Below are 12,601 nucleotides of genomic sequence, written 5' to 3' on the forward strand. Positions count from 1 at the left end.
ATGTCGCAGGACGAGTCGGAAGTTCAAGCCCCGGCCATACTGCATGCCCGCCCGCGCCTCAATCGCCGGCGCGCAGACGTCAGGCGAAGAACCGGCCGAAGAGCGTCATCAGCATCTGCTTCTTGTCGAGATTATAGGCGGCGCCGCGCCGCAGCCGGGCATTCTCGTCCTGCCAGAGACGGGCGTAGCGAGCCGCCTCGGCAGCATCGCCCGCCGCCAGCCGGGCGCGCGATCGCTCCGCAGCTTGGTCCAGAAGATCGTTGACGAGGAGATCGTACCCGACCTCCCTGCCCTTCTGAACCAGCGCGTCGGCGATCGTCTGGATGGCGAGCCAGTCCGGTTGGGACGCGGCGAGGATCCGCTCGACGCCGGCGCGGATCTCGTCGCCGCCGTTGAGGAGCTGCGACAAGGCGCGCCGTACGCTGCCGGCCGCGGCGGCGACCGCGTGGCGAACCGCCTCCGGGGAGCCGCCGTGCGGCAGGCCGGAAAGGATGTCGGCCACTTCCCGATCCTCCAGCGGGTCGAAGCGCAGGGCCCGGCAACGCGAACGGATGGTCGGCAGCACGGCGGCCGGGCGGTGCGCGACGATGAGGAAGAGCGATCGCTCCGGCGGCTCTTCGAGGATTTTCAGGAGCGCGTTGGCCGCGCTGGCGTTAAGATCGTCGGCCGGATCGACGATCGCGATGCGCCAGGCGTCCTCGTCCGCCGTGCGGTGGAAGAAGCGGTTGAGCTTGCGCACCTCGGACACGGTGAGATCGCTGCGGAAGGCGCCGGTCTTCTCGTTCTTCGGCCGCTGAAGGTGGATGAGGCCGGGATAGCTGTCCTGCGCGATCTGGCGCACGATCGGGTCGTCCGGGCTCGGCGGCTCGGGCCGCTCGAGGCCGACGAGCAGGCGGCGCGCGAAGGCGAAGGCCGCCGTCGCCTTGCCGATCCCGCGCGGACCTTCCAGGATCCAGCCGTGATGGAAGCGCGCCGAGCGCGCGGCCTCGTCGAGGATCGCCAGGGGCTCGCGATGCCCGACGATGCTCAGCCGGGCTGCCGGCGGCGCGATGCCGTCGAAATCGTCGTGGCCTTCCTCGTGTGCGAGGACGTCGGTTTCCAGGCTCATCGAGGCTCGACGAGCGGCGCCGTGTCGGCCGCGAACGCATCGCCCACGCGGTCCATGCGAGCGGCGTCCAACCGGTCCTCGACAAGCGCGGCGATCTCCGCTGCCACGGCGTCCGCGGGCTGACGCGCGTCGACGACGACGCAGCGTTCGGGTTCGGCCTGAGCGATTTCCAGGAAGGCTCGGCGCCGGGCCTCGTGTCGCGAGACCGCTTCCTTCTCGAATCGGTCCGCCGCGCGCCTGCCGCGCCGCTTGGCGGCACGCGCGAGCCCTTCCACGGCGGGAATGTCGAGGATGATGGTGAGATCGGGATAAAGGCCGCCGAGCGTCGCGCGCTCGAGGTTGCCCAGGAACGTTTGATCGGCCTTCGGGTCCTGGCCCTGGTAGACGCGCGTTGAATCGTGGAAGCGGTCGGACAGGACGATCTCGCCTCGCGCCAGGGCGGGTGCGATCACGGAGGCGATGTGGTCGGCGCGCGCGGCCGAGAGCAACACGGCTTCGGCTTCCGGCCCGAGCGCCTCGGCGGCGCCGGACAGGAGCACGTGACGCACGGCCTCGGCGCCGATCGAGCCGCCCGGCTCGCGCGTCGCCACCACGACGTGCCCCTGCGCTCGCAGCCTGTCCCGCAGCCCCTCGACTTGCGTGGACTTGCCGCTGCCCTCGCCGCCCTCGAAGGTGATGAACAGTCCGCGTCGCGGCGGTCCCTGATCCGAGTGCCGCGTCACAGCGCGCGCACCCAGCCGAAGGCGAGTTCCGCGAGCGCGTCGGTCGCGCGCTCGGTGAAGCTGCCTTGATCCACCGACGAGGCCGCGTAGAGATCGACGCTGAGCGACGGCTTGTCGTCGATCATCACCACCATCTGCCCGACGCGGTCGCCCGCAGCGACGGGAGCGAGCACCGGGCCGTCGTAGCGGATCGAGGCGCTGACCCGATCGGCTTCGTCGGTCGGCACGAAGGCGACGACCGGCGCCCGGGCGACGAGCCCGACCGAGCCCGCAACCCCGCCATAGACCGCGGCCTGACCGACGATCTCGTCCGGCTGAAACAGCACGGCGCGGCTGAACGCCTGGTTGGCCCAGTCCAGCAGAGCCTTGGCTTCCTTCGACCTGTCGGCATCCGACTTGAGGCCGCTGAGCGCCAGGAAGGTCTTGCGGCCGTCACGCTCCGTCGCGCCCAGAAGCGCGTAGCCCGATTCTTTCGTATAGCCCGTCGTCAGGCCCGTGGCGCCGATATCCATGCGCAGCAGGGGATTGCGGTTGCGCTGCAGGATCTTGTTCCACTCGAACTCGGGCTGCCTGTAGATCTGGTAAAGATCCGGATAGGTGGCTTCCATGTGACGGCCGAGCCGCACGAGATCGCGCGCCGTCACCTGCTGGCCGTCGGCCGGAAGGCCCGATGGATTGACGAAGCGCGAGCTGGTCAGGCCGAGTTCCGCGGCGCGCTCGTTCATGCGCTCGGCGAAGCCGGCTTCGGAGCCGCTCATGCCCTCCGCGAGGATGATGGTCGCGTCGTTGGCCGCCTGCACGATCGTGCCGCGAACGAGGTCGATCACCGGCACACTCGACTTCAGCGCGGCGAACATGGTCGAGGTGCCGGACGGAGCGCCTCCCGTTCGCCAGGCATGTTCGGACACCGGAAAGGCTCGGTCCAGCGAGAGGTCGCCCTTGGCGACGGCGTCGAACACCACCTCCATTGTCATGACCTTGGCAAGCGAGGCCGGCGGAAATGGCGTGTCGGCATCCTTCTCGAAGAGGACAGCCCCCGTTTCGCCGTCGACGATCAAAGCCTGCGCCGCCGTCGTTTCCGGCAGACGGCCGAGCGCCTCATCGGTCTGGCCGAAGGCAAGGCTCGACGCGACGAGCGCGAAGCCGCCGAGAGCCGTCGCCGCGAGCAGCGAGATATTGGTGGTCATGGAGCAGGCATCGCGGGCATGAGGTGAAACGTCGGTGCGCCTGCCATAGTAGAGGCAGGCGTCAGTCGCGTCGACCGGGTCGGCGCAACGACCAACCACGCCGCGGCTGGGATCAGTCCCGCAGAACGAAGGCGTCCTCGGCGCCGGCCTGCCAGAGCATGCGAAGCACCGCATCGGCATCCACGCCGGCGTGGAGCGAGAGCGTCAGCGCCCTGCCCTCGTCGGTCGCTTCCTCGCCGAGCGAGCCGCGGCCGAACGCTACGGCACGGACTTTCTCGACGAGCGATCGATCGATCAGCGTGCCCACCGAGATGATCTCGACGCCGTGCTGCGTCGCGGCAGCGGCACCGACCTCTCGGAGAGCCGCCGCGGCGCCGCTCTCGTTCCCGGAGGCGGCATAGGACGACATGAGCGATGCGGCGAGCGCGAGGTTCGAAGGCACCGGGACGCGTCCCTCGCCCGGCCGTTCGGCGCGGGTCGGCACCGGCACACCGACCGGCCGGACGCCCGGCACTTCGGAATACGCGGTGGCGACGTTCTGGCCGGCCGGCGACCGAGCCGCGGCGGTGATCGACGCAACCATGACCTGGTCCGGTGTTCCGACCGGCACGCGACCCTCGCCGGGCTGGAAGCTCGCCATCAACCGCGAGGTGTCGTCACCCTCGAGCGGCGCACGCCCCACATACTCGACCTTCACGTCCGCGACGCCGTCGCGATGGAAGCCGAGCATCTGCGCGGCCTTGGACGATACGTCGATCTCGCGGCCGTGGGCGTAAGGCCCGCGATCGTTGACGCGGACCATGATCCGGTTGCCGTTCTCGAGGTTCGTCACCATGGCATAGGACGGCAGCGGAAAGGTCGTGTGCGCGGCCGACAGGCCGAACATGTCGTAGACCTCGCCGTTGGCGGTGAGGCGTCCGTGGAAGTTCGCGCCGTACCAGGAGGCCTTGCCCTGCTTCGCATAGCCCGGCTGGTCCTTCGGATAGTACCACTTGCCGCGGACCTTGTACGGCTTGCCGACCTGCTCGCGGCCCCCGCCCTTCCGAACCTTGCGAAGGTTCGAGACGCGCGGGCTCGCCGGCACGCCGAAGACGCTCTCGCTGAAGATCGGCGCATCGTCGGGCGGCGCGAGTTCCGCCGATTCCATGACCTCGGAGGACTGGCAGGCGCTCAGGGAAAGCGAGGCGATCAGCACGATCGCGGCACTCCGCAGCGATGCCTTTAGGCTGCCAGACGCATCAGCCATCGAAACAGGTCCCCCGGTTGATCACATCGCGTGTCGGCCCGGAAAGAATCCGAGACCGGACCTCATCCCTCGTTGGAAGAGACTAAAAGAAGATTAACGCCGCATTCAACATTGAAATCTTGTGTGATGTCCCCGTCCTTTCCATCCGTCGGTTGCCTGTGACATGGATGCGACAGCATCGGGCGAAACGGTTGGGAACGGCGCCGGACCATCCCGCCCGGCAACTTCGCCGGCTTTTCCGCGTTTCCAAGCCGGGTCGGTACAGGGCGGCGTGATGCCCGGCAGTACGCCCGAGAAGGAGTTCCATATGCGGTTGAAGCTTTGGGTCGGCACGAGCCTTCTGGTGGCAGTCGTCGCCTCGGGCGCTTTCCTGCTGGCGCAACCGGAAGCCCAGGCCGTCGACGAATCGCAGGCGGTCGCCGTCTCGTGTCAGAATGACATCTCGGCTTGGGACGCGATCCGAGCGGGCTCGGCGAATGCTGACCGGAGCGAGATGTCGAAGGCTCTGGATGCTGCCGTGCGCTGCGGGCACCAGATCACGACGGAAGATCGCGAACTGCTGGGCGAGGTCTGACGACGGAGCGACCGCGGCGGCACCCCGCCCGGCTCGCGCCGGACGGGGCTCTGCATATTCCCGAGGAAGCTTGGATCGCTTGGGTCCGCATCCCTGCGGGAGGTGGCGGCGCGCCTTTAGCATCGATGATCCGAGAAGCGGAACCCCTGATTGTTCGCGGAACGGCTCGTCGAGCCCTCGGATCGTTGAGAAAGGGGCCGATTTCGGATCGAGCCGGATGTCGTAAGTGCCACGCGTCCGTTCGGTTGCCGGCCCTTAGTCCGGATGGGCGAGCCACCCTGCCATACAATCCGGCTGAATGCTTTCGTACGAAGCAATGGCGCGGCAAAGCTGATCCCGGTAAGAGCACGGCGTTGATCGACTGGCTCCTCGTGCTGTCCGGTCCCTTGGCGAAGCGAGACCACCAACGATGACAGTTCCGGATCTCAGAGCTGTGCTGGCCAGCGATGGCGCTCCTCCGCCACCGTCCCGCGACCTTCGCCGCGGCTTGGACCACGTGCCGCGCGCCGCCGTTCTGCGCCGTTTAGCCCGGCGCCTCGATAGCCTTTTCATGCGACCAGCGAAGCTTGTGTCCAGCAATCTGCTTCCGGGCGGTCTTGGCTCCCAAGGCATCGAGATCCTGCCTCGCTCGGTAGACGACGCGCTTCCTCCCGTGCGCTTCGCGTTGATCAGCGTCGTTGTCCCGGCACGCAACGAAGCGGCGAACCTGCCGATCCTGGTGGAGGAGATCACGACCGCGCTCGGAGCGCGCGACCACGAGATCATCATCGTCGACGATGGATCGTCGGACGACACGCCCGCCGTTCTGGTCGCGCTGCGCGCCTCCGGCTTCGCAGTTCGTCATGTGCGACACGACCACGCCTGCGGGCAAAGCCGCGCGATCCGCACGGGCGCCCTTCTCGCGCGCGGCGACGTCGTCGCGACCATCGACGGCGACGGGCAGAACGACCCGCGATTTCTTCCCCAGCTCATCAATCTTCTCGAAGTGTCCGGCCGGCAGACCGCGCTCGCCGCCGGACAACGGTTGCGCCGAACCGACACGCCGATGAAGCAGGCCGCCTCGACCTTCGCCAACCGGCTGCGCTCGGCCATGCTGCGGGACGGCACGCGCGACACCGGATGCGGGCTGAAGGCCATCCCGACGCAGGTCCTGAAAACCCTGCCCTATTTCGAGGGCTGGCACCGCTACCTGCCGGCGCTCGTTCTGCGCGAGGGGCTGGGCGTCGTGCACCTCGACGTCGTCGACCGGAACCGGCGCTTCGGGCAGTCGAACTACGGCATCTTCGATCGTGCGCTGGTCGGAGCCGTGGACCTGTGGGGCGTCTGGTGGCTCCTGCGACGGGGGCGCCGGCGCCCGTCCGTGACGGAGCTCTAGCCGCGTGCTGCAGTCCATTGCCGACTTCTTCCACCACGTCTTCGTCGAGCGCTTCGACATGTGGGTCGTGCTCGGCTTCGTGGCTCAGGCCATGTTCACCGGGCGCTTCATCGTCCAGTGGATCGCATCGGAGCGCGCCAGGCGAAGCGTCGTCCCTGTCGCCTTCTGGACGCTCTCCCTGGCCGGAGGCGCCCTTCTCCTCGTCTACGCCATCCACCGGCGCGACCCGGTCTTCATCGCCGGACAGGCGGCGGGGCTCATCGTCTACCTCCGGAACCTCAAGCTCATCGCCAACGAGAAGCGCGGCGCTCCGGCTACCGTTCGCCCGTCTGGGCAGGGCCCCTCCACGACCAATTCCGGTTGACGACCTGCGCCTGCCGGGGCTAGAGCCCAAGCCGCGTGAACCGTTCGGCAGCGAACGTCATTCTCACCGGCCTTCAACGAAGACGGGTGATGGAGCTGCCGACAGGAAGGCCTGGATGGGTGGCCGAGCGGTTGAAGGCACCGGTCTTGAAAACCGGCGGGCGGGAAACCGTCTCGTGGGTTCGAATCCCACCCCATCCGTTCCCAGCCGCGCTCGCGCGTGAGCCGAGCGCCGTGCCGTTTCCGTCAGGATGAACGACATGCGACCTTCCGACCCGACCCGATCGGCGGAGCGACGGAACCGGCTGTCGGACGGCTTCGACGCCTTGGCGGGATGGGCGACGCGTCGCATCGTCGGGATACCGGCGTCGCTCCTCTTTGTCGCGGCGGTGTTCGCTCTCAACCTCGTGCTCAACATCGAGGACGGGACGGTCGGCTACGACGATCGCGAACAGCTTCAGCACATGACGAGGTGGGCCTGGGGCTACTCGGGCGTTCAGCCGCCGCTCCACACCTGGATCGTGAAGTCGATGGTGCCGATCTTCGGCGACGGCATCGATGCGATCTACGCTGCGCGCTTCCTGGTTCTGCTTCTCGTCTTCATCGCGATGTATGCCGCGGCCAAGCTCATGCGGCTGACGCCCGAGGGCACCGCGGCGGCGGTGCTGGGGCTGTTCCTGCTGCCGCAGATCGGCTGGGAGGCGCAGCGCAGCTTCAGTCACTCGCTGACCGGTCTCCTGGGAGCCGTTGCAAGTCTGGCGGCGCTTCTCTGGGTCGTTCGCGACGGCAGGCGCATCGCCTATGCCGCCCTCGGCCTCGCCGCGGCGGTCGCGCTTCTCGGGAAGTACAACGGCGCGATCCTGCTCTTAGGCCTCGCCGCCGGAACGCTTTCGGCGGGCCCGCTCACGCGGGCTATCCGGCCGCGCCGGCTCCTCGTGTCGCTCGGCGTGTTCCTCGCCGCGATCGCGGGACCGGCTCTCTGGCTGAGCGGGCGCATCGGCACGCTCGATGACAGCGCTCACAAGTTCAAGGCAGGCGACACGTCGTCGCCGATCCTGGATCGGCTCGCGGGCATGGGCTCCCTCTCGCTTGCGATCGGCGCGTACTCCGGCCTGCTCGTCGGGCTGGTTCTGCTGGCTCTGCCGGCCGGGGGGCGCCTGCAGGCGCTGCAGGGCGCGGCGCGGCGCGTGAGCGAACAGGCCAAGGTGCGGCTTGTCTTCGTGGCGATTCTCGTGGGCTTGGTCCTGCTCGCGGTCGGCCTTCTCGTCGGAGGGGCCACCAACGTCGAGACCTACTGGCTTCATCCCCTGCTCGTCTTCACGCCACTCGCCGCCGCAGCAGCCTTCGACGGACTGCCGGCCGGCTCGCGGGTCCACCGCGCCACCATCGGCAGCGCGGTCCTTGCGGCGATCGTGACGGTCCTGGCCTTCGTCCTTCGAACGCTCGATCTCGCCTGAACTCCAGAGCTCGCCGGTCAGGCCATCGTGATGATGGTGGTGCCGGTGGTGCGGCGCGCTTCGAGGTCGCGGTGGGCGTCGGCGGCCTTCTCCAGGGGATAGCGCTGTCCGATCAGGATCTTCACCGCACCCAACGCGATGACGTCGAACAGGGAGTTGGCGCTGTCCTCGAATTCCTCCCGCGTCGCCGTGTAGCCGAAGAGGCTCGGACGGGTGGCGAAGAGCGATCCCTTCTGGTTCAGAATGGCCAGGTCGATGTCCGGCAGCTTGCCCGAGGACTGGCCGAAGGTGACCCATAGACCGCGCCGCCGCAGGCAGTCCAGGCTCTTCGGAAAGGTGTCGCGGCCGACGGAGTCGTAGACCACGTCGCACTTGCGCCCGTCCGTGATCTCGGCGACCCGGGCGACGAAGTCCTCTTCGTTGTAGTTGATGACGTGGTCGTAGCCGTGCGCGAGGGCGAGTTCGCACTTTTCGGCGCTGCCGGCCGTGCCGATCACGGTCGCGCCGAGATGCTTCGCCCACTGCCCGGCGATCAGGCCGACGCCGCCGGCGGCGGCGTGGAAGAGGATCGTCGTGCCCGGTCCCACCTCGAAGGTACGTCGCAGGAGATATTCGGCGGTCATGCCCTTGAGCATGGCGCCGGCTGCGACGTCGGTCTCGACGCCCGCAGGCAGCTTCGCGACCTTGTCCGCCTCGACCACGATGGCGTCCGCATAGGTGCCGTTCGCGCCGCTATAGGCGACGCGGTCGCCGACGGCCACGGAGAACACACCCTCGCCCGCCTCCTCCACGGTGCCCGCGCCCTCCTTGCCCGGCACGAAGGGCATCTCGGCCGACTTGTAGAGGCCGGTGCGGAAGTAGACGTCGATGAAGTTGAGGCCGGCTGCGGCCTGGCGGACGCGGATCTGGCCGGGCCCCGGACGTCCCGGATCGCGCTCTCCGAGCTGGAGGACCTCTGGGCCGCCGAGCTGGTTGATGACGATGGCTCGCGTCATGACGTTGTCTCCCAAAATGCGTTCAGGTGGGTGTCAGCTCGACACGGCGCCGCCGGCGCGCCGGTCGAGCAGCTGGATGACCGCGCCGATCGAGACGAGATAGAGGCTGGTGAGCGCGACGCCCACCCGCACCCAGGTCGGCGAGTCGAAGCCGTAGAGCAGCGCGGCGAAGCCGAAGAGCATCCACAGCACCATCGCCGCGAGGTTGAGCGGTCGAAGCCGCACGACGCGCACGGGATGGAGAAATTTCACCGGCGCGAAGGTTCCGGCCGCGCAAAGGACGACAGCTGCGAAGACCACCCATTCGCTCGGCTGAATGGCGAAGAAGGCGAAGACTACCATGTTCCAGCAGACGGGAAAGCCGCGGAAGAAGTTGTCCTTCGTCTTCATGCGGGTGTCGGCGTAATAGATCGCGCTGGTGATCACGATGAGCGCGGCCGCGATGAACGACCACGGCTTGCCGATCATGTCGGACAGGTAGAGCGCGACCGCGGGGATGAGGCAGAAAGTCGAATAGTCGATGATCGCGTCGAGCATGTCGCCGGACCAGTCCGGCAGGACGCGCTTGATCTCGACCTTGCGCGCCATCGGCCCGTCGATCCCGTCGACGAGGAGCGCGAGGCCGAGCCAGGAGAACATCGCCACCCACTGCCCCTCGGCCGCCGCGATGAGCGACAGGAACGCCAGAAAGGCGCCGCTTGCCGTGAACAGATGGACGGCGAAGGCCCGCCACCGCTGAAAAGTCGTCCCTTGAGCCGTCATCGCGCCCCGAAGCGTATCGTCGCACGCTTCAGCCCGAAGCGCCGCTCACCTGTTGCATTCCGGTCTATCGGGCGTATCTGCCGATTCCAAGCGGAACGCGCTCGATCAGGTGCGGTTCATGCGCGCGAAACCAAGTCGGGAGCAGTGTTATGGCGTCGAGGCGTTGCGAGGTGGCGGTGGTCGGCGGCGGTCTCGCAGGTGCGGCCGCGGCGATCGCTTTCGCGGCCGAGGGCTTCGACACCCTTCTCGCCGCGCCCGCCCCGCCCGAGACCGACCGGCGCTCGACCGCGCTCATCGGACGATCCGTGGCCTTCCTGTCGGCGATCGGCGTCTTCGAGGCGGCGCGTCCGCATGCCGAGGCGCTGCGCTCCATGCGGCTCATCGACGACACGGGACGTCTCCTGAAGGCGCCGACCGTCGAGTTCCGGGCGAGCGAGATCGGCGTCTCGGCCTTCGGCTACAACATCCTCAACACCGACCTCGCCGCGGCTCTCGCCGGGCGGGCCGCAGCGCTCTCCTCGCACCTCACGACCGTCGAAGCGCGCGTCGAGGAAATCCGCTTCGAGGACGATCACGCGGTGCTCGATCTCGGCGAGGCGGGAACGTGGCGAGCGCAGCTCGTCGTCGGCGCCGACGGTCGTCGCTCGATCGCCCGCGAAAAGGCCGGCATCGCAGCTCGCGAATGGCGCTATCCACAGACCGCGCTCGTCTTCAACTTCGAGCATGCTCGGGCGCACGATGGCGTCTCGAACGAGTTCCACACCCGCAGCGGCCCCTTCACGCAGGTTCCGTTGCCCGGCTCGCGATCGTCGCTGGTCTGGGTCGAGGCGCCCGACCGGGCGGACCTCTACGCCGACCTGAAGCCGGAGCGCCTCGGCGCGGTCGTCGAGCAGAAGCTCCACTCGATTCTCGGAGCCGTCACCGTCGAGGAGCCGATCCAGCGCTTTCCTTTGTCCGGGCTGTCCGCCGCGGCGATGTCGGGCCCGCGCCTGGCGCTCGTCGGCGAAGCGGCGCATGCCTTTCCGCCGATCGGGGCGCAGGGGCTCAATCTCGGTCTGCGCGACGTGGAGGCGCTCGTGTCGGCCGTGCGCAACGGCCGCGACGATCCCGGCAGCGCCTCCGTCCTGAGGCGCTACGCTCAAGGCCGGGTCGGCGACGTGTCGAGCCGGTCGAGCGGCGTCGATCTGCTCAACCGCTCGCTTCTCGCCGACTTCCTGCCCGTTCAGGCCGCCCGCAGCGTCGGCCTCGGAGCGCTCCGCAACGTCGGCTTTCTGCGCCATTTCGCCATGCGCGAGGGCATCTCGCCGGGCGCGGGTTTCACCGGCATTCCCCGGTCAGTTCGGGAAGGGATCGACGGGTAGGACACCTGAGGTCAGAAGAATCAGGACACCCGCGACGCTCGCCACGGAGGCGACCGTCGTGACGAGCACGGCGGCGGAGGCGCGCTCCTGTTCGACGCCGTATTGCTGCGCGATGACGAAGACGTTCGTCGCGGTCGGCAGGCTGGCGAGAAGCACGGCGCTCTTCACCCATACCGGATCGAAGTCGCCGACGAGTCCGAGAAGAAGCCAGGCGAGCAGCGGATGGACCGCCAGCTTCGCGACCATGATCGCGCCGAGACCGGCCCGGGCGCCGCGGCTCGTCGCCCGTGACTGAAGGGTGATGCCCATCAGGAAGAGCGCGCAGGGTGCCGCCGCGCCGGCCAGGATCGCGACGAGCCGCGAGACCGGCTCGGGCAGTTCGACCCTCAGGACGGCGAGGCTCAGGCCGACGATGGTCGCGATGATGAAGGGGTGGCCGAGGATGCGTTTCAGCACCGTCAGCGCGAGTCGCACCGGGCTCTCCCGCCGCTCGCCCGACAGCGCCATCATCAGCGGCGCGAGCGCGAAGTGCAGCGTGTTGTCGAAGCAGAAGACGAGGGCGACCGGCACCGCGGCGCCCGGCCCGAAGGCGGCGATCGCGAGGCCCGGCCCCATGTAGCCGATGTTGCCGTAAGCGGAAGCGAGGCCGTCGATCGTCGCCTCGGCCGTTCCGACGCGGCCGCGGCGGCGGCGCAGGACGTAGCCGGCGAGGAACATCAGGAAGGTCGCGAGCGTCGTCGCGCCGACGAAGGCGGGATGCGCGAGCTCCTCCACCGGCGTCTTCATCAAAAGCTGAACGAACAGCGCGGGAAGCGCGATGTAGACGACGAAGAGGCTCAGCCAGACGGTGGCGGCCGGCGGCTGCGGATGGAGGCGCGAGGCGAGAAAGCCGAGGCCGATGAGCGCGAAGAAGGGAGCGATGAGCCCGAAGACGCCCATCATCGGCGGTGTCGCCTCCTGGCGTCGGCTGGGTCCGCAGCTATGCGCGCGAGCGGCAGCAGGACGATGGCTGCCAGCCTTGGCATTGCGCTTGCGTGTCGGGATCGTGACGGAATAACAACGGTGCCATAACGGAGCCTGCCGCCTGATGCAAACCGCCCGATTCTTTATCGGCCAGATCGTGAAGCACCGGATCTTCCCCTTCCGCGGCGTGATCTTCGACGTCGATCCCGAGTTCGACAACACCGAGGAATGGTACCAGGCGATCCCCGAGGAGATCCGGCCGCGCAAGGACCAGCCGTTCTACCATCTCTTCGCGGAGAACGCCGAGAGCGAATACATCGCCTATGTGTCGGAGCAGAACCTTCTGCCGGACGACAGCGGCAAGCCCGTGCGTCATCCCCAGATCGCCGAAGTCTTCGACGGGCCGCAGAACGGCGTCTACAAGCTGAAGATCGCCCACCGCAACTGACGGCGGACCAGCGGGCGCATGTTCAAAACGAAACGGCGGC

The 12,601-nt window shown here is 68.2% G+C and carries 13 protein-coding genes and 1 tRNA gene; 7 read left to right on the forward strand and 7 right to left on the reverse strand.

Annotated elements, in window-relative coordinates; all coding sequences use genetic code 11:
• Positions 1-79: 79 nt before the first annotated feature.
• From FZN60_RS16320 to FZN60_RS16335, 4 genes are all read right to left on the reverse strand, one after another.
• Complete coding sequence (locus FZN60_RS16320; protein ID WP_158874563.1) at positions 80-1,108, reverse strand: DNA polymerase III subunit delta'; 1,029 nt, start codon at positions 1,106-1,108, stop codon at positions 80-82.
• Positions 1,105-1,830, reverse strand: coding sequence for a dTMP kinase (gene tmk, locus FZN60_RS16325; protein ID WP_246726867.1), 726 nt, complete (start codon positions 1,828-1,830; stop codon positions 1,105-1,107). The genes FZN60_RS16320 and tmk overlap by 4 nt, the downstream gene beginning before the upstream one ends.
• Positions 1,827-3,017: a D-alanyl-D-alanine carboxypeptidase family protein gene (locus FZN60_RS16330; RefSeq protein WP_158874564.1), complete on the reverse strand. Its 1,191-nt coding sequence runs from the start codon at positions 3,015-3,017 to the stop codon at positions 1,827-1,829. Before FZN60_RS16330 ends, tmk begins: the two co-directional genes overlap by 4 nt.
• 112 nt (positions 3,018-3,129) lie before the next feature.
• Positions 3,130-4,212: a septal ring lytic transglycosylase RlpA family protein gene (locus tag FZN60_RS16335; protein ID WP_246726868.1), complete on the reverse strand. Its 1,083-nt coding sequence runs from the start codon at positions 4,210-4,212 to the stop codon at positions 3,130-3,132.
• Between the two features lie 214 nt (positions 4,213-4,426).
• On the opposite strand from FZN60_RS16335, the gene FZN60_RS16340 reads away from it, so the two are divergent.
• The 5 genes from FZN60_RS16340 (at position 4,427) to FZN60_RS16360 (ending at position 8,032) form a co-directional block, all read left to right on the forward strand.
• Positions 4,427-4,837, forward strand: a complete 411-nt coding sequence (locus FZN60_RS16340; protein ID WP_158874566.1) for a hypothetical protein — start codon at positions 4,427-4,429, stop codon at positions 4,835-4,837.
• Positions 4,838-5,489: 652 nt separating this feature from the next.
• Positions 5,490-6,212 (forward strand): glycosyltransferase family 2 protein, encoded by a 723-nt coding sequence (locus tag FZN60_RS16345; protein WP_246726869.1) that lies wholly within the window; start codon positions 5,490-5,492, stop codon positions 6,210-6,212.
• A gap of 58 nt (positions 6,213-6,270) precedes the next feature.
• The gene (locus tag FZN60_RS16350; RefSeq protein WP_158874625.1) at positions 6,271-6,576 is read left to right on the forward strand and encodes a lipid-A-disaccharide synthase N-terminal domain-containing protein; all 306 of its coding nucleotides are present in this window, start codon (positions 6,271-6,273) and stop codon (positions 6,574-6,576) included.
• 113 nt (positions 6,577-6,689) lie between these two features.
• Positions 6,690-6,776, forward strand: a tRNA-Ser gene (locus FZN60_RS16355).
• A 59-nt stretch (positions 6,777-6,835) separates the two neighbouring features.
• Positions 6,836-8,032, forward strand: coding sequence for a glycosyltransferase family 39 protein (locus tag FZN60_RS16360; protein WP_158874568.1), 1,197 nt, complete (start codon positions 6,836-6,838; stop codon positions 8,030-8,032).
• A gap of 17 nt (positions 8,033-8,049) precedes the next feature.
• On the opposite strand, the gene FZN60_RS16365 is transcribed toward FZN60_RS16360, so the two are convergent.
• Together FZN60_RS16365 and pcsA are read right to left on the reverse strand one after the other, a co-directional pair.
• Positions 8,050-9,027, reverse strand: coding sequence for a quinone oxidoreductase family protein (locus FZN60_RS16365; protein WP_158874569.1), 978 nt, complete (start codon positions 9,025-9,027; stop codon positions 8,050-8,052).
• A gap of 33 nt (positions 9,028-9,060) precedes the next feature.
• On the reverse strand, positions 9,061-9,789 hold the full coding sequence (gene pcsA / locus FZN60_RS16370; RefSeq protein WP_158874570.1) for a phosphatidylcholine synthase: 729 nt from the start codon (positions 9,787-9,789) through the stop codon (positions 9,061-9,063).
• A gap of 149 nt (positions 9,790-9,938) precedes the next feature.
• Between pcsA and FZN60_RS16375 the strand changes: the two genes are divergently transcribed.
• Complete coding sequence (locus FZN60_RS16375; protein ID WP_158874571.1) at positions 9,939-11,150, forward strand: UbiH/UbiF family hydroxylase; 1,212 nt, start codon at positions 9,939-9,941, stop codon at positions 11,148-11,150.
• Here FZN60_RS16375 and FZN60_RS16380 read toward each other — a convergent pair.
• A complete protein-coding gene (locus FZN60_RS16380; protein WP_158874572.1) occupies positions 11,124-12,092 on the reverse strand; it encodes an AEC family transporter in 969 nt (322 codons plus the stop codon). The two genes, FZN60_RS16375 and FZN60_RS16380, sit on opposite strands and share 27 nt — an antisense overlap.
• Before the next feature lie 145 nt (positions 12,093-12,237).
• Between FZN60_RS16380 and hspQ the strand changes: the two genes are divergently transcribed.
• Positions 12,238-12,561: a heat shock protein HspQ gene (hspQ, locus tag FZN60_RS16385; RefSeq protein ID WP_158874573.1), complete on the forward strand. Its 324-nt coding sequence runs from the start codon at positions 12,238-12,240 to the stop codon at positions 12,559-12,561.
• The last annotated feature ends 40 nt before the right edge of the window (positions 12,562-12,601 follow it).

It is taken from the genome of Antarcticirhabdus aurantiaca, assembly GCF_009765365.1.
Lineage (GTDB): Bacteria > Pseudomonadota > Alphaproteobacteria > Rhizobiales > Rhizobiaceae > Antarcticirhabdus > Antarcticirhabdus aurantiaca.